This window comes from Trinickia sp., from assembly GCF_051953955.1.
Lineage (GTDB): Bacteria > Pseudomonadota > Gammaproteobacteria > Burkholderiales > Burkholderiaceae > Trinickia.
On the sequence record NZ_JBQCIF010000057.1, the window covers coordinates 69,275 to 88,095 of the forward strand.

The window sequence follows — 18,821 nt, forward strand, 5'->3', positions numbered from 1 at the left end:
AATCAAACCTTGAACGGATGGCGCAACAAGATCGTTTCGTCGCGATCCGGCCCCGTCGAGACCATATCGATCGGCACACCGGCCACTTCCTGCACGCGCGTGAGGTAGGCCTGCGCGTTCGCCGGCAATTCACTCCATTGCGTGATGCCGATCGTGCTTTCCTTCCAGCCGCCGAACGTTTCGTACACGGGCTCGCAGCGCGCGACCTCAGCCGCGCCGCGCGGCAGCAGATCGAAGTGCTTGCCGTCGACCTCATAGCCGACGCACAACTTCACTTCGTCGAGGCCGTCCAGCACATCCAGCTTCGTCATGCAAAGGCCGGACACGCCGTTGATTTGGATCGAGCGGCGCAGCGCGGCCGCATCGAGCCAGCCCGTGCGGCGCGGACGCCCCGTGACCGAGCCGAATTCCTTGCCGACGTTGGCCAGCGTGACGCCCACGGCTTCCTGGCGCTGCGGATTGTCGGCGTCGTAGAGCTCGCTCGGGAACGGACCGGAACCGACGCGCGTGCAATAGGCCTTCGTGATGCCGAGGATGTAGTGCAGCTTTTGCGGCCCGACGCCCGCGCCGGCCGACGCCGCGCCCGCGACGCAATTGCTCGAGGTGACGAACGGATAGGTGCCGTGATCGATGTCGAGCAGCGTGCCCTGCGCACCTTCGAACAGCAGATTGCGGCCCGCCGCGTTTTCGTCGTACAAGCGGCGAGAAACGTCCGTGACCATCGGCGCCAGGCGCTCGGCATAGCCGAGCATCGTGTCCAGCGTTTGCTGGAAATCGACGGCCGGCGCGCCCAGGTATTGGGTCAGCACGAAGTTGTGGAAATCGAGGTTCGTGCGCAGGCGATCGGCGAACGCTTGCGGCGCAAACAAGTCCTGCACGCGCAACGCGCGGCGGCCGACCTTGTCCTCGTAAGCCGGCCCGATGCCGCGGCCCGTGGTGCCGATCTTGCCCGCCCCGCTGCGCGCTTCGCGCGCCTGGTCGATCGCAATGTGGTACGGCAGGATCAGCGTGGTCGCCTCGGAGATGAATAGGCGCTTGCGCACGTCGACACCGGCGGCCTCGAGCTCTTCGATCTCCTTGAACAGCGCCTCGGGGGACAGCACGACGCCGTTGCCGATGTAGCAAGCGACGCCGGCGCGCATGATGCCCGACGGGATCAAGCGCAAGATCGTCTTCTTGCCGCCGATGATGAGCGTGTGCCCGGCATTGTGGCCGCCCTGGAAACGTACGACGCCTTGCGCGTGGTCCGTCAGCCAGTCGACGATCTTGCCCTTGCCTTCATCACCCCATTGAGTCCCGACGACGACGACGTTGCGTCCCGGGGCTGCATTCACTGCGCTGGCAGACATGTTGTTTCGTTAGCTGGTTAAAAACGTATTCTACCCATGTTCGTTGAAGCTTCCGAATTTTTCCGTTTCGCTTCAACGGCATGGACCATCCGAGGGTGTCGCGGCGGCGTGCGCCGGCCGCATCGGATCAAGCCCCCGCGTTCGGCTGGCGAGACTCGACTCGCCAAGCGCCGTCGCGCAACACGAGCACCCGGTCGAACGCGAATTCGTCGAGTGCGTGATCGTGCCCCGGCAATGCTTGAATCACGACTTCGCCCGCATCGCGCAATTCGGCGACGCGCTCGCGCAACAGATCGTCATGCTTCCAGGGCGCGAGAATCGCGCTGCTGCGCGCCTCGATCGGAGAAATCCGCGCGATTTCGCGCAGATCGAGCGAAAAGCCCGTCGCCGGACGCGCGCGTCCGTATGCTTGCCCGACGTGATCGTAGCGGCCGCCGCGCGCGAGCGCATTCGGGACGCCGTCGACGTACGCCGAGAACATCACGCCGCTGTGATAAGCATAGCCGCGCAGGTCGGCCAGATCGATCGCGGCGTGGGCACCGTCGGCGTGCGCCGCGAGGAAAGCCAAGTCGTCCAGCGCCTGCGTGATGGCCGGCCATTGCGGCAACCGCTGCCGCGCGAGCGCGATGACGGACGCATCGCCGTACAGCGACGGCAACGCACGCAGCGCATCGCGTACCGCCGGCTCGAGATCGTGCGTGAGCTCGGCGATGCGCGGGACGTCCTTGCCGGCCAGTGCCTCGTAGAGCGCCTCGCCGCGATCGGCCGCCTGCGCGTCGCGCTCGAACAAAGCGAGCAGCACGCCCGCGTGGCACAAATCGAGCCGGACGTTCTCGATGCCCGCCAAGCGCAGCACGTCGAGCATCAGTTGCTGAATTTCGAGATCGGCTTCGAGGCCCGCGTGGCCGTAGATTTCGGCGCCGATCTGTATCTGCTCCCGGGTGGCGTGCAAGCCGCGCGGCCGCGTATGCAGCACGCTGCCCGCATAGCAAAGCCGCGTCACGCCCTGCCGATTGAGCAGGTGCGCGTCGATTCGGGCCACTTGCGGCGTCGTGTCGGCCCGCAGTCCGAGCGTACGCCCCGATAGCTGATCGACGAGTTTGAACGTACGCAGATTCAGGTCGCTGCCGCCGCCCGTCAGCAGCGACTCGAGGTACTCGAGCAGCGGCGGCATGACCATCTCGTAGCCGTACGTGCGGAAGCGGTCGAGCAGCGCACGCCGCAGCTCTTCGATCTTGCGCGCCTCGGAAGGCAGCACGTCGGCGATATTTTCGGGAAGCAGCCAGGTCGACATCGATTGGGTCCTACGACGTTAATTGTGGGCGCGCAGCGCGCAGCCGAAAACGGGTCAAGCACAATGCGAAACGGCACAGGGACGCCCGGGGCGAACGCGGTGCGCACGCATGGAACCGCCGGAGCGACGCTCAGGTCGCCGCGACGAGCAGCAGCAAGCCGAGCGCCATGACGATCAAGCCTCCGATACGGATATGGTGCGCCGGCCGCTCCGCTATTTTACGAAAGGTCTCGCGCCACGCCGTCGGGAAGACGAACGGAAACATGCCCTCGATGATCAGCATGAGGGCAATCGCGAGAAGTAACGAGGCGGCCATGTCCATGGAAATGCCGGCGCCGCCTGTCGATCGGCAGCGCCCCCTGAATCAGTGTTTGCGTGAAGCCGAGGCGGCCGGAGTCGATTGCGCGCTGCTCCCGTCGGGGCTGCGCATGAAGCGGAAAAATTCGCTGTCGGGATCGACGACGATGACGTCACCCGGCTTGAACACGCTTCGATACGCTTGCAGGCTCTCGTAGAACTGGTAGAACCCCGGGTCGCTGCCGAACGCGTCCGCCGCGATCGACGCTGCCTTCGCATCGCCCTCGCCTTTGACGGCCTGCGCCGTAGCCGATGCATCGGCCAACACGGTTTGGCGCTGACGCTCGGCATCGGCCTTGATCTGCGCTACCTCGGTCGCGCTGCGCGCGCGCTCGTCGGAGGCGATTTGCTCCTGCGCGGCTGCCATGCGTTTGTAGACCGCGTCGGCAGCCGCTTGCGGAAAGTCCACGCGCACGAGACTCAGATCGACGATGTCGATGCCGAGCGCTTTGGCCGCCTCGGTCATGGCCGCTTGCGCTTCCTGCGCGACGCCTTCCTCGTGCGAAAGCGCATCGCCGAGCGCATGCTTGCCGAACGCTTCGCCGAGCGCCGCGCGCATTTGTCCTGTCAGGCGGTCGAGCGCGCTTTGCTGATCTCCGTCCGTCGCGTTAAACAGCTTGAGCGGGTCCGTCACGCGGAATTTCAGCACCGGCGTCACGAGCAGGTCCATTTTGTCGGACGTGACGTAGCGGTCGGCGTCGGACGGCGCGAGCGTGCGCACGCGCGTGTCGACGAGCATCGCCGATTGCAGCGGCGCCGGCAGCTTCAAGTGCAGGCCCGGCCCGACGAGCGCGGGATGCTCGCCGCCGCGTGCATAGACAACGGCCACGTGGCGCTGGTCGACGACGAGCAAAGTCGACGCACCCACGAACAACACGGCCACGATGACGACTACGAGCGCAACGATACGATTCATTTCGAGCGCTCCTTATTGCTGCAGATCGTCTTCGCGCGCGCGGCTGCGCAGCGAATCGCGCGAACGCAGCGCGTCGCTCGCGGCAGCGGCTTGGCTGGCCGGGTTCGGCTGTGCCGGCGCCTGGGCCGCCGGCGCACCCGATACGGCACTCGCGCCGGACGCGGGCGCGGCCGGCGCCGCGGGCTCCGTCGAAGCGCGCCGATTGGCCTCGAGCAGCTTGTCGACCGACAGATTGACGACACTGCTGCCCGCCTTGCCGCTCACGAAAATCTTGGTCGAATTGGCGTAGATGTCGCGCATGGTTTCCAGATACAGTCGCTCGCGCACCACTGCCGGCGCCTTCGCGTATTGGGCGTAGACTTCCTTGAAGCGCTCCGCGTCGCCTTGGGCATCCGATACGACACGTGCGGCATACGTCTTCGCATCGTCGATCGTGCGTTGCGCTTGCGCCTTCGCGCCGGGCAAGATCTGTCCTGCGTAGGCCTGCGCGTCGGCCTTGGCGTTCGCGCCGTCCTGCCGGGCGCGCACGACGTCCGCATAGGCGCTTTGCACGGCGGCCGGCGGATCGATCGACGACACCGTCACGCCCGTCACCGCGAGCCCCGTCCGATAATGGTCGAGCGCGGTTTGGATCGCGTGGGTCAGCGGCTCGCGCAGCGCATCGCGATTGCCGCCGAGCAGGCTCTCGGTGCTGCGCTCGCCGACGATCTCGCGCACCGCCGCCTGCGCCGCCTGCGTCACGCTGAGGTCCGGGTCGGCGGTGCCGAAGAGGTAATCGGTGGCCGATTTCACTTGATATTGAACCGCCAGGCGCACGTCCACGATGTCGCCGTCGTGCGTGATCACCGAGGCGTTCTTCGTGCTCGCGTCGCTCATGGCGCTGCCGCGCCCGATTTCGATCGAACGAATCTGCGCGACATTGACGATTTCATGCGTTTCGAACGGGTAAGGCAGGCGCAGGTGCACGCCGGGCTCGACCGTACCGCGGTATTTGCCGAATTGCAGGACGACGCCCGTTTGCCCGTCTTGCACGACGAATACGCCGCTGCCGATGTAGATGGCAACGAGCACGCCGATGATGATGCCGACGCCGATACGGCCGGCTCGCCCGTTATCGGGGCGCCGATCGCCCGGACCCTGCCCTTGGCCCTTGCCGCCGAACCAACGCGACAAACGCCGATTGAACTCGCGCCACATTTCGTCGAGATCGGGCGGGCCATCGCTTTCGCCGGGATTGCGCTTCGGCTCGTTGGGCCGTTGCGAGCTGCCATTGCCGTCGCCGCGACCCCACCGAGGATCGCTGATCGAAAGAATGGCGCGCGCACGCGGCCAGAAACTCCGCTCGTTGTATTCGTTCACCTGTGTTCGTTCGCTCGAGTTGGGAGAGCCGGTCAATGCAAATCGGACCGCCATGTGCGCGCATCGGACGACGCCGATGCATCCGAGTCTTGCCCGTGCGCCGCCGGCGTCTCGCCCGGCTGCGCACGCCCGTTGTCTGGGAGATGTTCTGAGGTGGCGATTTCGGCGATGGCTGCGCGCAGTGTGTCCAAACCTTGCCCCGTGCGCGCGCTCAAAAAGACGCGCGAAATATTACCATACTCGTCGCGCTCGACCGTATCGCCGCGCGCGGCCAGTTCGGGCACGGCGTCGATCTTGTTGAAGACGAGAATCTGCCGCACGGTGTGCGCCCCGATCTCGTCCAATACTTCGTTCACCTGATCGATTTGATCGAGCCGCACGGCGCTCGATGCGTCGACGACGTGCAACAGCAAATCCGCATGGATCGTTTCCTCCAGCGTGGCCCGAAACGCGGCGACGAGTTGGTGCGGCAGCTCACGAATGAAGCCCACGGTGTCCGAGACGATCACTTGGCCCGCCTCGTCTCCGAGATAGAGCCGGCGGGACGTCGTATCGAGCGTCGCGAACAGCTGATCCGCCGCATAGGCCTGCGCTTTCGTCAGCGCGTTGAACAACGTCGACTTGCCTGCGTTCGTATAGCCGACGAGCGAAACCGACATCGCCCGATTGCGCGCGCGCTGGCGCCGTTGCGTACCGTGCTGGCGGCGCAGCTTATCGAGCCGCCCCTTGAGCATCTTGATTCGCTCGCCGATCAAACGGCGGTCGGTTTCGAGCTGCGTTTCGCCGGGCCCGCGCAGGCCGATACCGCCTTTTTGGCGTTCCAAGTGGGTCCACGCCCGCACGAGGCGCGTGGCCAAGTACTGCAGTTGCGCCAATTCGACTTGCAGCTTGCCTTCGTGGCTGCGCGCGCGCTGCGCGAAGATGTCGAGGATGAGGCTCGTGCGATCGACGACGCGGCGGTTAAGCGTCCGCTCCAAATTGCGCTGCTGTGCGGGCGCCAAGGCGTGATTGAAGATGACGATTTCGACGTCGTTGGCCTCGCAAGCGAGGCGCAACTCCTCTGCCTTGCCGCTGCCGACGAACAAGGCCGCATCGGGGCTCGCGCGCCGCCCGGTCAAGGTCACGGCAGGGTGTGCGCCCGCGCTTTGCACGAGCAGGCTGAGTTCTTCGAGACTGGCTTCGAAGTCGATCTTGCCGAAATCGATGCCGACGAGCGCTGCGTTGATCAAATTGATGGCGTCAAAATAGGAAGCGGCCGGCACGCGCGCCGATCAGTCGGCACCGCGCCGGCCGCTAGGATGAAATCAGGCCGTTTCCGCATCCGGGTGGAAGTTGACCGGACGGGCCGGCACGACAGTCGAAATGGCGTGCTTGTAGACCATTTGGGTCACGGTGTTTCGGAGCAACACGACGTACTGGTCGAACGATTCGATGTTCCCTTGAAGCTTGATGCCGTTGACCAAATAGATGGAAACCGGCACGTGCTCTTTGCGCAGTGCGTTCAGAAACGGGTCTTGTAACAGTTGCCCTTTGTTGCTCATAGCAAACTCCGTCGTTTTTTTGCAGGTTGGATCCGATTGGGACGAAGAAAAAGAAATCCGCCGCCAATCGCTACACTATAGCCGATTTTCGTTGCGGAACGGGCCGCCCAGCCCGTTCGGCCAAGCAACTCGCCCGCTCCGTCAGCCTTTGTCGGCGTACGGGTTCGTCGACGAACGGAACTCTATCCGCAATGGAGTTCCCGTCAACGAGAAAGTTTCGCGGAAACGGTTTTCGAGATAGCGCTTGTAGGTCTCGGTCACGGCATCGAGTGCGTTGCCGTGGATGACGATGATCGGCGGATTTTGTCCACCTTGGTGCGCGTAGCGCAGCTTCGGGCGGACAGGCCCGCGCCGGCGCGGCTGCTGGAATTCCACGGCGTCGATCAGCGCACGCGTGAGCTTCGGGGTCGGCAGCTTCGACATGGCGGCCGCGTAGGCTTCGTCCACCGAGCGCATGAGCGGGCCGATCCCCGTCTTTTCGGCGGCCGAGATGAAATGGAACTTCGCGAACTCCAAAAATTTGAGCTTGCGCATCATGTCGGCTTTCGTGCGCTCGCGCACGTGCGCGTCGAGCCCGTCCCATTTGTTGACGCCGACCACGAGCGCGCGCCCCTGTTCGACCACGAAGCCCGCGATGTGAGCATCTTGGTCCGAAATATCCTGCCGCGCGTCGAGCAGCAGAATCACGACGTTCGCGTCAGCGATCGATTGCAGCGTCTTGACGACCGAGAATTTCTCGATCGCCTCGAATACTTTCCCGCGCCGGCGCAAGCCCGCCGTATCGATCAGCGTGTACTTCTTGCCCTGGCGCTCGAAATCGACGTAGATCGAATCGCGCGTCGTGCCCGGCATATCGAAAGCGATGACGCGGTCTTCGCCAATGAGCGTATTGACGAGCGTCGACTTGCCGACGTTCGGCCGCCCGACGATCGCGATCTTGACGCCGCGCTCGCCTTGCGCTTCCTCGGGCTCGTCGACGTGCCCCGCGTAGGCAATTTCGAGGGCATCGTTGATCGTCTCGGTGACGCCATCGCCGTGCGCGGCCGAAATGGCGCGAGGATCGCCGAGCCCGAGCTCGTAGAAATCGGCTGCCACGGCCGTGTACTTCATTCCCTCGGCCTTGTTCACGACGAGCACGATCGGCCGGCCGGTCTTGCGCAGGTAGTCGGCGATCGACTTGTCCTGCGGTGCGAGCCCGTTGCGCCCGTCGACGATGAAGACGACGACATCCGATTCCTCGACCGCCTGCCGCGTTTGCCGCGCCATCTCGTGCAGGATGCCGTCCTTGGCGACGGGTTCGAAGCCGCCCGTGTCGACGACGAGATACGGGCGGTCGCCCACGCGCCCCTCGCCGTAGTGGCGATCGCGCGTCAAGCCGGGCAAATCGGCGACGAGCGCATCGCGCGAACGCGTGAGGCGGTTGAACAGGGTCGATTTCCCCACATTGGGGCGCCCAACGAGGGCAATTACGGGTTTCATCTGACGTTGTCTAAGTGAGGCATGCGCCGCCGCGCCCGCCCGATCGGCGAGTGGGGGGCCCGACGGCACATTGGGGGCCACGTGCGGCATGAGCCGGCGTGGCTCGCCGGACTTCAAAATGCACTGAAAGCGAGCCGATCGAGGCGCGGCGCCCGTTCAGGGAAGCGCGCCGCGCCGACGTTGCTCGAAAACTATCACGATACGCGGCGCCAAGCTGCCTGCGCATATCGATTCGGCCGGCTGCGCACTGCCATTGCGCCTGCCGGGGCTCGAAAACGACCGCGGCCGGCTGAGCCGGCCCGCGATCGAAGCTGGGCGGAACGCTTCGCTCAGTGCGAGACGAATCCGTACAAATGGCCATCGTGCGTTTGCACGATCAGCGTATTGTCGACCGCGACCGGTGCTGCCGTGATCGCGCTGCCGTCGGTCTTGGCACGCGCGAGCAGCTTGCCGTCGTCACGCGACAGGAAGTGGACGTAGCCTTCGTAATCGCCGACCACGACATCGGGCCCGAGCAAGTAAGGCGTGCTCAGATTGCGGTTCTTGAGCGTGTCGTTCTTCCAGAGCGGCTTGCCCGTCGTCGCATCGAACGCTTGCAGAACGGACCAATCGTCAGGCGCGACCACCGCCGTCCGATCCGCGGCGAGACCGCTCACGCCCGAGAACGGCTGCTCCCAGACGGGCTGGCCGCTGTTCGCGTCGAAGCAGCTGATGCGTCCTTGGAACGTCACGGCGCATGCTTCCGCGCCGACGAGCGTCGGCGCGCCCGTCACATCGTTGATTCGCTCGACTTCCGTGACGCCCTTCGGGAAGGACACGGGGGCCTGCCAATAGTCGTCGCCGGTCTTCAGGTTGATCGCCGACAGCGAGCCGCCCGGAAAGCCGGCCAACACCGCGGCGTCGCCCGCGAACGCCATGCCGGCCGCCACGCGCAGATTGAGCGGCACCGCCCGGTTGTGATACTGCCAGCGCAACTCGCCGGTGGATGCGTTGAACGCATTGATTTCGCCGTCGATCGTGCGCACGATCACATAGCCGTTCCCGACGAGCGGCGGCGACACGATCTCGCCCGGCACCGTGGTCTTCCAAAGCAGCTTGCCGTTCGCGTCGAGCACGTCGACACCGCCCTTTTCCGAGCCGACCGCCGTATAGGTGCCGTCGCTGCCCACGCCGGAGGTCAGATCCGCATGCACGTCCGTGCTCCAGATCTTGTTCCCCGTCTTGCCGTCGATTTTCGCGACCGTTCCGCCCGAGCCCGCTGCGTAGACGGCGCTACCGACGACGACCGGCGAGAAAAAGTACCGTCCGGCCTTGCCGACGCTCGTGCTCCAAGCTTTCTCGACAGTGAAGACGGGCTTGAACTGAGCGAGCGGCACCGGCTCGCGGCGCGGATCCTTCGTGGACGAGCAAGCGGCCATCGCAAGGACGGTCATCGCGCAAGCGACGGGCACGGCAAAACGTTTCAGCAAATTCATCGGTGGGCGAAGCTTCGTCAAGGGTTGTTCGGGTAAGACCGGCCGGCGGCGATGTGAGCGTGTGCCGCTCAGCCGCCGAGCGCGTCGAGCTTGAACTGGATGAGCTGGCGCGCGGACGTATCGCTCTTGCTCAGCGACGACAGCGCGAGCTGATAAGCGCTGCGCGCGTCGCCGCGCTTGCCCTCGGCCGCCAGGAGATCGCCGCGGCGATCCGCCACGGCGCCTTGGAAGCCTTCGACGGGCGCCCCGCCGAGTAGCGCGAGGCCCGCATCGTAAGCCTTCTCGTCGAGCAGCACGGCCGCGAGGCGCAGCTTCGCGATCTGCTTGTACTCGTCGTCCTTCGCGTGATCGATCGCCCACTGCAATTGCGCCTTCGCGCCCGCGACGTCACCCGCTTCGTACAGTGCCTTGGCGGCTTCGAGCGCCGTCATCTGCCCGTACGCGGTGCGGCCGTAGCGCGACTCCATATCCCCGGCGTCGCGCACGACGGACGCTTTGTCCTTCGCCGCGACCGATTGCTGCACCTGCTCGTAGAGCACCGCGGCCTGAGCGGCTTGCCGCCGCTGCCAGAAATTCCAGCCGTTCCACGCGGCCGCGGCGACGAGCGCCACGAGCACGATCCAAGTGGCCGTATTGCCCCACTGCGCCCACCAAGCCTTGAAACTCTCAATCGATTCTTGTTCGTCGTGATAACTCATCGCCAAGCGATTCCTTCTTGTCTCGCACCGTTCTTGTCATGAGCGGCGACGGTAGCGTCAGTCGTCGCCGTCTTCGGCGGTTGCAACCATCGCATTGATTAGAAATTCGGTCAAGTTTTCGACCGGCACGGCGCTCTGCTCGCTCTTTTCGCCGCCGCCCGCGGCGTCGCGTAACGGCTTGATCCCCACGGTGCCGTTCGCCACTTCGTCCTCGCCGAGGATCACCGCGAACGCGGCCCCGCTCGCGTCGGCTCGCTTCATCTGCGATTTGAAGCTGGCCGAGGCGCCGTCGGCGCTGCAGTGCAGGATGACGTCGAGGCCCGTGTCGCGCAGGCGCTCGGCGATGATGAAAGCCTGCTCGCGCGCCTGCTCGCCCTGATGGACGATATAGACGTCGCAGCCTTCTTCCTGCGGCACGAGCGAATCTTCCTTCAGCAATTCGAGAATGCGCTCGACGCCCATCGCCCAGCCGCAAGCGGCCGTCGGCTTGCCGCCGAGTTGCTCGATGAGCGGATCGTAGCGGCCGCCGGCGGCCACGGTGCCCTGCGCGCCGAGCTTATCGGTGACCCACTCGAATACGGTCAAGTTGTAATAGTCGAGCCCGCGCACGAGCCGCGGATTGACCGTGAACGGAATATTGTTCGCCTTCAGCAGCCGCTGCAGCCCCTCGAAGTGCGCCCGCGAAGCGTCGCCGAGGAAATCGACGAGCTTCGGCGCGTTCCGCGCGATGTCCTGCAAAGCCGGATTCTTCGTGTCGAGCACGCGCAGCGGGTTCGTGTACAGGCGCCGCTTTGCATCTTCATCGAGCACGTCGACGTGCTTTTCGAGATAGGCGATGAGTTCCACGCGATGCGCCGCACGCTCCTCGGCCAAACCGAGCGAGTTGATTTCGAGACGAATGCCCGTCAGCCCCAAATCGTCCCAGAGCCGCTGGCACATGAGGATGATTTCCGCGTCGGTGTCAGGGCCGGCGAAGCCGAGCGCTTCGACGCCCACCTGGTGGAACTGGCGGTAGCGGCCGCGCTGCGGGCGCTCGTGGCGGAACATCGGCCCGATGTACCAAAGCCGCTTCGGGCCGTCGTAAAGCAGGTTGTGCTCGATGGCCGCACGGACGACGGCGGCCGTATTCTCGGGGCGCAGCGTCAGGTTCTCGCCGTTCAACGAATCGACGAAGCTGTACATCTCCTTCTCGACGATGTCGGTGACTTCACCGATCCCACGCGTAAAGAGCTGCGTATGCTCGACGATCGGCGTGCGGATGTTTTGATAGCCGTACGCGCGCAGCATCGATTTGACCGTCGACTCGAAGAACTCCCACAGGGCGGCATCGCCCGGCAGGATGTCGTTCATGCCTTTGACGCCGGCAAGCTTCTCGAGCTTTCTCTTCTGTTCTGTCATCGTTGTGTTCGTGACTCGTTAATTCTCGACGCTCGCGCGGCCATAGGTGCGCTCGACGTAGTCGCTGACGATTTGCTGGAATTCCTCGGCAATTCGCTCGCCGCGCAGCGTCTTGACCTTTTCGCCGTCGATGAAGACGGGCGCCGCCGGGTTTTCCCCCGAGCCGGGCAGGCTAATGCCGATGTTGGCCTGTTTCGATTCGCCGGGCCCGTTGACGATACAGCCCATGACCGCCACGTGCATTTTCTCGACGCCGGGGTACTCATCGCGCCAAACCGGCATCTGCGCGCGCAGGTAGCTCTGGATTTGCGATGCGAGCTCTTGGAACAGCGTGCTCGTCGTGCGGCCGCAGCCGGGACAAGCGATGACCATCGGCGTGAACGAACGCAGGCCCATCGTCTGCAAGATTTCCTGGCCGACGATGACTTCGCCGGTGCGCGATGCGCCCGGCTCGGGCGTCAGCGAGATGCGGATCGTGTCGCCGATCCCTTCTTGCAACAGTACGCCGAGCGCAGCCGTCGACGCGACGATGCCCTTCGAACCCATGCCGGCCTCGGTCAAGCCGAGATGGAGCGCGAATGCGCAGCGACGCGCGAGTTCGCGGTAAACGGCGATCAGATCCTGCACGCCGCTGACCTTGCACGACAGAACGATCTTGTTGCGCGCCAGGCCGAGTTCCACGGCGCGCTCGGCCGAGCCGATCGCCGATTGAATCAGCGCTTCGTACATCACGCTTTGCGCTTCCCAAGGTTCGCTGCGCGCCGCGTTTTCGTCCATCATCCGCGCGAGCAGATCCTGGTCCAGGCTGCCCCAGTTCACCCCGATACGTACGGGCTTGTCATAGCGCGCGGCCGCTTCGATCATCTGTGCGAACTGCGTGTCGCGCTTCGCGCCGTGGCCCACGTTGCCCGGATTGATCCGGTACTTCGACAGCGCCTCGGCACAAGCGGGATAGTCGCGCAGGAGCAAATGGCCGTTATAGTGGAAATCCCCCACGAGCGGGACCGTCACGCCCATGCGATCGAGCTGCTCGCGGACCGCCGGCACGGCTTGCGCCGCCTCGGGCGTGTTCACCGTGATGCGCACGAGTTCCGAACCGGCCTGCGCCAGTTCCTTCACTTGAATGGCGGTGCCGATCGCATCGGCCGTATCCGTGTTCGTCATCGATTGCACGCGCACGGGCGCGTCGCCGCCGATCGTCACGAGTTGGCCGCCCCAGCGAACGTCGACCGCATGCGACGCGCGACGCTTGGTGGAACCGCCGAAAACCGGTACGGAAGAACAAATCTGACTGCTGATGTCGGTAGGCATCGAAAGACCCATGAGTCCTGGTTACGCTGCGTGCGCAGCTCTTGCCAGCGGCTGCGCACCCCAGAATCGAGAACGTGCCGCAGCGCGTCTGCCGCGGCATTGGACCGTTACGGCAACGTGAAGTGCACGACGTTGCCCTTGTTCGGGCCGAACTTCGCTGCGTCGACGCTTTGGCCGTCGAACGTCATCGATTCGAGCCCGGCGCGGTTGCCCGCCGTGATCTTCAGAGGAGGCACGCCCGACATTTCCTTCGTGTCGCCGGCGTGAACGAGCCCCGAGAACACTTCCTTGCCGTTCTTGTCGTGAACGCTGAACCAGCTGTCCTGCGTCACTTTGACGACGATCGTCGAGGCACCCGAGGCGCCCGACGCCGCGGCGGCTTGCTCGCTCGATGCGGGCGCCGATGCCGGCTGCGCCGCTTCGGCTTGCGCCTGCGCCGGTGCCGATGCAACCGAGGTAGCCACGGCGCCCGAAGCAGGCTGCGCACCGGCGGGCTGCGAGGCCGAAGGCTGAGCCGCCGACTCGAGCGGCGTGATCGTCGGCGTACTCGCCTGCGCCGTCGCCGCGCTGGCGGCGGACTCCGAAGCCGCCGTGGCACCCGAGGCGCCCGACTCGGTCGCGACGAGGCCTGTCGAGGTCACGGCCGACGCGGCGGACGCGCTGGCCGGTGCCGCGGCACCCGATGCCGCGCCGCCCGGATTGGCGGCCATCCCGCCCGCGCTGGCCTTCAGGCGCGCGAGCCAAGCGGCCGAGTCGCCACCTTGATGCCACATGGCGAGCGCGATGATGACGATGACGCCGGCAGCCACGCCCCACCACCACGACCGGTGCTTCGGCGTGCCGCCGAGCGAAACGGAAACACGCCCTCGCGGCAAATCGGCCCCCGTCGATGCGGGCATCGACAAATCGGGCTCGGACTGGCCCTTGACGCGGCGCAGTGCCTGCGCAAACGGCTCCGGATCGGTGCCGAGCATCTTCGCATAGCTGCGGATGACACCCAGTGCGAACGTCGTGCCGGGCAACTGGCTGATATCGCCGGCTTCGAGCGCACGCATCTTGCCCGGCGAGACTTTCAACCGAGCCGATACGTCGTCGACCGACCAGCCCTTCGCTTCCCGCAATTGGGCGAGGCGTGCCCCGACCGCGGCCAGCGAGTCAAGCGGCGCGTAAGCGGCGCCCGGCGCCGTCTGCGGCATGGCGCTCCCCCGTCCCGCGCTCGCCTGCGCGCCTTCTGATTGCGGATGCTGCGGCTCACTCATCCCTGATCCTCGCGTCGATTCTCTTTTTCCACTCCGCGCGCGCCGAACTCGTCGATGCCGGCGATGCGCGAACCGTCTTTCTCATGCTTCACTGCGGTCCGGCGACGCGCGAGAACGGCGCCGCCCCTTTTATGCCGCGCGCCTCAGCGCACCGGCCTCACTTCGATCACCTTGCCGGCATGGCCGCCATTCGCGGCCCGGCCATTCGCTCCTCCTGCCGTGCGCTCGGCGAGGCGCGTGCGGTCCTTCACCGCCCCCGCGAGTTGTCCGCACGCCGCGTCGATGTCGTCACCGCGCGTCTTGCGCACCGTCGTCACGATGCCGGCGTCGATGAGCACTTGCGCAAAGTGCTTGATCCGATCGGACTTGGAGCGCACGAGCCCGGACTCCGGGAACGGATTGAACGGAATCAAGTTGAACTTGCAGGGTACGTCGGCCGTCAGCGCGAGCAACTCGCGCGCATGCGCGTCGCTATCGTTGACGCCGTCGAGCATGCAGTACTCGAACGTGATGAAATCGCGCGGGGCCACGTCGAGATACCGGCGGCACGCGGCCATCAACTCGCGCAGAGGATACTTCTTGTTCAAAGGCACGAGCATGTCGCGCAGCGCGTCGTTCGGCGCGTGCAGAGACACCGCGAGCGCTACCGGCAGATCGGCTCCGAGCCGGTCCATCATCGGCACGACGCCCGAGGTCGATACCGTCACCCGCCGCCGCGATAGGCCATACGCGTTGTCGTCGAGCATCAGCCGCAGCGCCGGCACGAGTGCATCGTAGTTCAGAAGCGGCTCGCCCATACCCATCATCACGACGTTCGTGATGACGCGCTCGCCTTTGTTGTCGGGCGCATGCGGGCGTCCGAGCGCCGCGCGCAGCGCGAATTCGGCCATGCGCAGCTGGCCGATGATCTCGGCCGTCGTGAGATTGCGAGAAAACCCTTGCTTGCCCGTCGAGCAAAACCGGCAGTTGACGGCGCAACCGGCCTGCGACGATACGCAAAGCGTACCGCGCGTCTCCTCGGGAATGAACACCGTTTCGACCGCGTTGCCGTTGCCGACGTCGACGAGCCACTTGCGCGTGCCGTCGGCCGATACGTGATCGCTGACCACGGGCGGCATGACGATCGCCGCTCGATCCTTGAGCTTCGCGCGAAGCGACTTCGCGAGATCGGTCATGCCGTCGAAATCGGCGGCGTTGTACTGGTGAATCCAGCGCTGCAGTTGCTTGGCGCGAAACGGCTTCTCACCGAGGCTGTCGCAATAGGCGACGAGCCCCGCGGCATCGAGGTCGAGAAGATTGACGGAAGTGCTGCTCGTCATGTCGGATCCTGCTGTTTCAATGCGCCCCGGCGGCGGCCCTGTTCTGCCCGGCCGCCGGGCCGGGCGTGGTGCCCGCGCCAAGCCTCATGCGCTAACGTCGTGCCCGGCTTTTCAGCGCGAGTAGACGTTGATTTGGGGAAAGAAGAACGCAATCTCGACGGCAGCCGTTTCGGCGGCGTCCGAGCCGTGCACGGCATTCGCATCGATGCTGTCGGCGAAATCGGCACGAATGGTGCCCGCCTCGGCCTTCTTCGGATCCGTCGCGCCCATCAGGTCGCGGTTCTTCAGAATGGCGTTCTCACCCTCGAGCACTTGCACCATCACCGGGCCCGAGATCATGAATTCCACGAGATCCTTGAAGAACGGACGAGCGGCGTGCACGGCGTAGAACTTCTCCGCGTCGGCGCGCGAGAGCTGTGCCATGCGCGCGGCGACGATCTTCAGACCCGCGTTTTCGAAGCGGCTGTAGATTTGACCAATCACGTTCTTCGCCACTGCATCGGGCTTGATAATCGACAGAGTACGCTCGATCGCCATAAAAACTCCAAAAAATTAAGGGGTTACGGATTCTAACGAATCTGCAATTGTAGCATGTTCCGGTGTATTATTGCGATCGATCCCCGGCTCGGACGAAAGTTCGTCCGAAAAACCTAACGGGAGCTTGAAACTCGCGCTCGCCGGACCGATCTTAGGAATGGGCAAGCCGCGTGCGGCAGTTGAGCCGGCACCGCGCAAAACCCGATTCGAGTGCGTTTTTACGCTAGGAGAAAGCATGAACGACTATCCGTACAACGTCGCCCGCGGCGGTGCCGTCGGCTCGGCGGCCATCCGCAACCGCGTGCTACGGAACACCTACTGGCTGCTCGCGCTGTCGATGGTGCCGACGGTGGTCGGCGCTTGGCTCGGCGTCGTGAGCGGTTTTTCGCTGTTCGCGGCCACGAGCCCGATGATGAGCATGCTCGCGTTCTTCGCGATCGCCTTCGGCTTCATGTTCGCAATCGAGCGCACGAAGCAAAGCGGATTGGGTATCGTCTTCCTGCTGGGCTTCACGTTCTTCATGGGCCTGATGCTCTCGAGAATCCTCACGTTCGTTCTGCACTTCTCGAACGGCCCTGCGCTGATCATGCTCGCGTTCGGCGGCACCGCCGTCATCTTCGCGGCGATGGCCACGGTCGCCACGGTCAGCAAGCGCGATTTCTCGGGGCTCGGCCACTGGCTGTTCATGGGCGTGATCGTCATCTTGCTGGCCTCGGTCGCCAACATGTTCCTGCACCTGCCGGCGCTGATGCTGACGGTCTCGGTCCTTGCGATCGCGATCTTCTCGGCCTATATGCTGTTCGACGTGCAGCGCGTCGTGAACGGCGGCGAGACGAATTACATCTCGGCTACGCTCGCGATCTACCTCGACCTCTACAACGTCTTCGTCAACCTGCTGGCTCTGCTCGGCATCTTCGGCGGCAATCGGAATTGATGCTCCGCTGGTGACGAACGAATGAGGGCGGGATCGCCCTCTGCGTTCGGCGACTGACTGGCTCGAGCCCGCTCGCTCCCCTCAGTCGACACGAAGCCCCCAACCGCGCAAGCGTCTGGGGGCTTTTTTCTGCTGCCCGCAGGGCATCACTCGCGCTCGAACAATGCGATCGATTCGACGTGCGACGTATGCGGGAACATATTGACGACACCCGCCCCTTTGAGGCGATAGCCGGCCTCGTGCACGAGCAGCCCGGCATCGCGCGCGAGCGTGGCTGGATTGCACGAAACGTAGACGATTCGGCTGGGCACGGATCCCACCCCGCTTTGCACGATCTCTGCCAGCGCCTTTGCGACGGCAAGCGCGCCTTCGCGCGGCGGGTCGATCAAGAATTTGTCGAAGGCCCCCAGCGCACGCAGATCGTCGGCGGTCACCTCGAACAGGTTGCGGCAGGCGAACGAGGTGTGGCGATCGACACCGTTCACCTTGGCGTTGGCCAGCGCCCGCGTCGTCAACGCTTCGCTGCCTTCGATGCCGACGACTTCGCGAGCAAGCCGTGCCAGCGGCAGCGTGAAGTTGCCGAGCCCGCAGAACAGGTCGAGGACGCGATCGGTGCGAGCCGGCGCCAGCAACCGCAACGCACGGCCGACGAGCACTCGGTTGATCGCGTGGTTGACCTGCGTGAAGTCGGTCGGCTTGAACGGCATCCGAATGCCGAATTCCGGTAGCGTGTAATCGAGCTCGACGTCGAGCGGATAAAACGGCACGGCCGTATCCGGCCCTTTCGGCTGAACCCAGAACTGCACGCCGTGTTCGTCGGCAAACGCGCGCACGCGCGCTTCGTCGTCCTGCGTCATCGGCTCGAGCACGCGCAACACGAGCGCGATCACGTTCGAACCCACCGCTAGCTCGATTTGCGGCAAGCGATCGCGAATGGACAAGCCTTCAACGAGCCGCCGCAGCGGCACGAGCATCGCGGAGACATGCGGGGGCAGCACCTCGCAGCTCGTCATATCGGCCACGTAACTGCTCTTTTTCTCGTGGAAGCCGACGAGCACCCCGCCCTTTTTGGCGACATGGCGCACCGTCAGCCGGGCGCGGTAGCGATAGCCCCAAGATGGTCCGTGGATCGGCCGGAACACCGTTTCCGCGCGCAGCTTCGACAAGTGCCAGAGGTTATCTTCGAGCACGCGCTGCTTGATCGCCACCTGCGCGCGCTCGTCCAGATGCTGCATCGAGCAACCGCCGCAGGTACCGAAGAAACGGCATTGCGGGGTGGTACGCATGGCGCTTGCTTGCAAGACTTCGACGACTTGCGCTTGCTCGTAGCTGGGCTTTTTGCGATAGCTCGAATAGGTGACCCGCTCCCCGGGCAGCGCGCCTTCGACGAAAATGACCTTGCCGGGCTCGCCGTTCTCGGTGATCAAGCGTCCCACCCCGCGCGCCTCCATGTCGAGCGAGTCGATTTCGATAATAGGGGCGCGAACGGGCTCGGCTTGCGAGGCGGCGCCTGCGGGGCGACGCGCGATGCTACGTGGAGATTCGGACACCTGCGGCTTCCTGACGGACATGGAACGAAAGGCGAGATTGTAGAC

At 64.9% G+C, this 18,821-nt stretch carries 17 protein-coding genes; 1 reads left to right on the forward strand and 16 read right to left on the reverse strand.

Annotated features, from left to right (window positions below; all coding sequences use genetic code 11):
* Positions 1-2: 2 nt before the first annotated feature.
* From ACTHNZ_RS10905 to ndk, 15 genes are all read right to left on the reverse strand, one after another.
* Positions 3-1,349, reverse strand: a complete 1,347-nt coding sequence (locus ACTHNZ_RS10905; RefSeq protein ID WP_440542502.1) for an adenylosuccinate synthase — start codon at positions 1,347-1,349, stop codon at positions 3-5.
* 127 nt (positions 1,350-1,476) lie between these two features.
* Positions 1,477-2,643 (reverse strand): ATP phosphoribosyltransferase regulatory subunit, encoded by a 1,167-nt coding sequence (locus tag ACTHNZ_RS10910; protein WP_440542503.1) that lies wholly within the window; start codon positions 2,641-2,643, stop codon positions 1,477-1,479.
* A 130-nt stretch (positions 2,644-2,773) separates the two neighbouring features.
* Positions 2,774-2,965: a DUF2065 domain-containing protein gene (locus ACTHNZ_RS10915; RefSeq protein ID WP_440542504.1), complete on the reverse strand. Its 192-nt coding sequence runs from the start codon at positions 2,963-2,965 to the stop codon at positions 2,774-2,776.
* A 42-nt stretch (positions 2,966-3,007) separates the two neighbouring features.
* Positions 3,008-3,916: a protease modulator HflC gene (gene hflC / locus ACTHNZ_RS10920; RefSeq protein ID WP_440542505.1), complete on the reverse strand. Its 909-nt coding sequence runs from the start codon at positions 3,914-3,916 to the stop codon at positions 3,008-3,010.
* Positions 3,917-3,928: 12 nt separating this feature from the next.
* The gene (hflK, locus tag ACTHNZ_RS10925) at positions 3,929-5,275 is read right to left on the reverse strand and encodes an FtsH protease activity modulator HflK (protein ID WP_440542506.1); all 1,347 of its coding nucleotides are present in this window, start codon (positions 5,273-5,275) and stop codon (positions 3,929-3,931) included.
* A gap of 32 nt (positions 5,276-5,307) precedes the next feature.
* Positions 5,308-6,504 carry a GTPase HflX gene (gene hflX / locus ACTHNZ_RS10930; protein ID WP_440542562.1) on the reverse strand — a complete coding sequence of 399 codons (1,197 nt, stop codon included), beginning with the start codon at positions 6,502-6,504 and terminating at the stop codon, positions 5,308-5,310.
* Between the two features lie 75 nt (positions 6,505-6,579).
* Positions 6,580-6,816 (reverse strand): RNA chaperone Hfq, encoded by a 237-nt coding sequence (gene hfq, locus ACTHNZ_RS10935; RefSeq protein WP_090543740.1) that lies wholly within the window; start codon positions 6,814-6,816, stop codon positions 6,580-6,582.
* Positions 6,817-6,957: 141 nt separating this feature from the next.
* A complete protein-coding gene (gene der, locus ACTHNZ_RS10940) occupies positions 6,958-8,295 on the reverse strand; it encodes a ribosome biogenesis GTPase Der (protein WP_440542507.1) in 1,338 nt (445 codons plus the stop codon).
* A gap of 329 nt (positions 8,296-8,624) precedes the next feature.
* Positions 8,625-9,770: an outer membrane protein assembly factor BamB gene (gene bamB / locus ACTHNZ_RS10945; RefSeq protein WP_440542508.1), complete on the reverse strand. Its 1,146-nt coding sequence runs from the start codon at positions 9,768-9,770 to the stop codon at positions 8,625-8,627.
* A 68-nt stretch (positions 9,771-9,838) separates the two neighbouring features.
* Positions 9,839-10,468 (reverse strand): tetratricopeptide repeat protein, encoded by a 630-nt coding sequence (locus ACTHNZ_RS10950; protein ID WP_440542509.1) that lies wholly within the window; start codon positions 10,466-10,468, stop codon positions 9,839-9,841.
* 57 nt (positions 10,469-10,525) lie between these two features.
* Positions 10,526-11,866, reverse strand: a complete 1,341-nt coding sequence (gene hisS / locus ACTHNZ_RS10955) for a histidine--tRNA ligase (RefSeq protein ID WP_440542510.1) — start codon at positions 11,864-11,866, stop codon at positions 10,526-10,528.
* 18 nt (positions 11,867-11,884) lie between these two features.
* On the reverse strand, positions 11,885-13,189 hold the full coding sequence (gene ispG / locus ACTHNZ_RS10960; RefSeq protein WP_440542511.1) for a flavodoxin-dependent (E)-4-hydroxy-3-methylbut-2-enyl-diphosphate synthase: 1,305 nt from the start codon (positions 13,187-13,189) through the stop codon (positions 11,885-11,887).
* A gap of 95 nt (positions 13,190-13,284) precedes the next feature.
* Positions 13,285-14,436 carry a helix-turn-helix domain-containing protein gene (locus ACTHNZ_RS10965; RefSeq protein WP_440542512.1) on the reverse strand — a complete coding sequence of 384 codons (1,152 nt, stop codon included), beginning with the start codon at positions 14,434-14,436 and terminating at the stop codon, positions 13,285-13,287.
* 143 nt (positions 14,437-14,579) lie between these two features.
* Positions 14,580-15,755, reverse strand: a complete 1,176-nt coding sequence (rlmN, locus tag ACTHNZ_RS10970) for a 23S rRNA (adenine(2503)-C(2))-methyltransferase RlmN (protein WP_440542513.1) — start codon at positions 15,753-15,755, stop codon at positions 14,580-14,582.
* Between the two features lie 111 nt (positions 15,756-15,866).
* A complete protein-coding gene (ndk, locus tag ACTHNZ_RS10975; protein ID WP_440542514.1) occupies positions 15,867-16,292 on the reverse strand; it encodes a nucleoside-diphosphate kinase in 426 nt (141 codons plus the stop codon).
* A gap of 235 nt (positions 16,293-16,527) precedes the next feature.
* Here ndk and ACTHNZ_RS10980 point away from each other — a divergent pair, with 235 nt between their 5' ends.
* Positions 16,528-17,226 carry a Bax inhibitor-1/YccA family protein gene (locus ACTHNZ_RS10980; RefSeq protein ID WP_440542515.1) on the forward strand — a complete coding sequence of 233 codons (699 nt, stop codon included), beginning with the start codon at positions 16,528-16,530 and terminating at the stop codon, positions 17,224-17,226.
* Positions 17,227-17,372: 146 nt separating this feature from the next.
* Here ACTHNZ_RS10980 and rlmD read toward each other — a convergent pair whose 3' ends face one another.
* Positions 17,373-18,755, reverse strand: coding sequence for a 23S rRNA (uracil(1939)-C(5))-methyltransferase RlmD (gene rlmD / locus ACTHNZ_RS10985; protein WP_440542563.1), 1,383 nt, complete (start codon positions 18,753-18,755; stop codon positions 17,373-17,375).
* Positions 18,756-18,821: the final 66 nt, after the last annotated feature.

Coding starts and splice junctions, on each gene's coding strand:
- ndk (WP_440542514.1), bottom strand. CDS start 16,292: ATGGCGATCGAGCGTACTCTGTCGATTATCAAGCCCGATGCAGTGGCG.
- ispG (WP_440542511.1), bottom strand. CDS start 13,189: ATGGGTCTTTCGATGCCTACCGACATCAGCAGTCAGATTTGTTCTTCC.
- ACTHNZ_RS10910 (WP_440542503.1), bottom strand. CDS start 2,643: ATGTCGACCTGGCTGCTTCCCGAAAATATCGCCGACGTGCTGCCTTCC.
- der (WP_440542507.1), bottom strand. CDS start 8,295: ATGAAACCCGTAATTGCCCTCGTTGGGCGCCCCAATGTGGGGAAATCG.
- ACTHNZ_RS10980 (WP_440542515.1), top strand. CDS start 16,528: ATGAACGACTATCCGTACAACGTCGCCCGCGGCGGTGCCGTCGGCTCG.
- bamB (WP_440542508.1), bottom strand. CDS start 9,770: ATGAATTTGCTGAAACGTTTTGCCGTGCCCGTCGCTTGCGCGATGACC.
- ACTHNZ_RS10950 (WP_440542509.1), bottom strand. CDS start 10,468: ATGAGTTATCACGACGAACAAGAATCGATTGAGAGTTTCAAGGCTTGG.
- rlmN (WP_440542513.1), bottom strand. CDS start 15,755: ATGACGAGCAGCACTTCCGTCAATCTTCTCGACCTCGATGCCGCGGGG.
- ACTHNZ_RS10905 (WP_440542502.1), bottom strand. CDS start 1,349: ATGTCTGCCAGCGCAGTGAATGCAGCCCCGGGACGCAACGTCGTCGTC.
- ACTHNZ_RS10915 (WP_440542504.1), bottom strand. CDS start 2,965: ATGGACATGGCCGCCTCGTTACTTCTCGCGATTGCCCTCATGCTGATC.
- hisS (WP_440542510.1), bottom strand. CDS start 11,866: ATGACAGAACAGAAGAGAAAGCTCGAGAAGCTTGCCGGCGTCAAAGGC.
- ACTHNZ_RS10965 (WP_440542512.1), bottom strand. CDS start 14,436: ATGAGTGAGCCGCAGCATCCGCAATCAGAAGGCGCGCAGGCGAGCGCG.
- hflC (WP_440542505.1), bottom strand. CDS start 3,916: ATGAATCGTATCGTTGCGCTCGTAGTCGTCATCGTGGCCGTGTTGTTC.
- hfq (WP_090543740.1), bottom strand. CDS start 6,816: ATGAGCAACAAAGGGCAACTGTTACAAGACCCGTTTCTGAACGCACTG.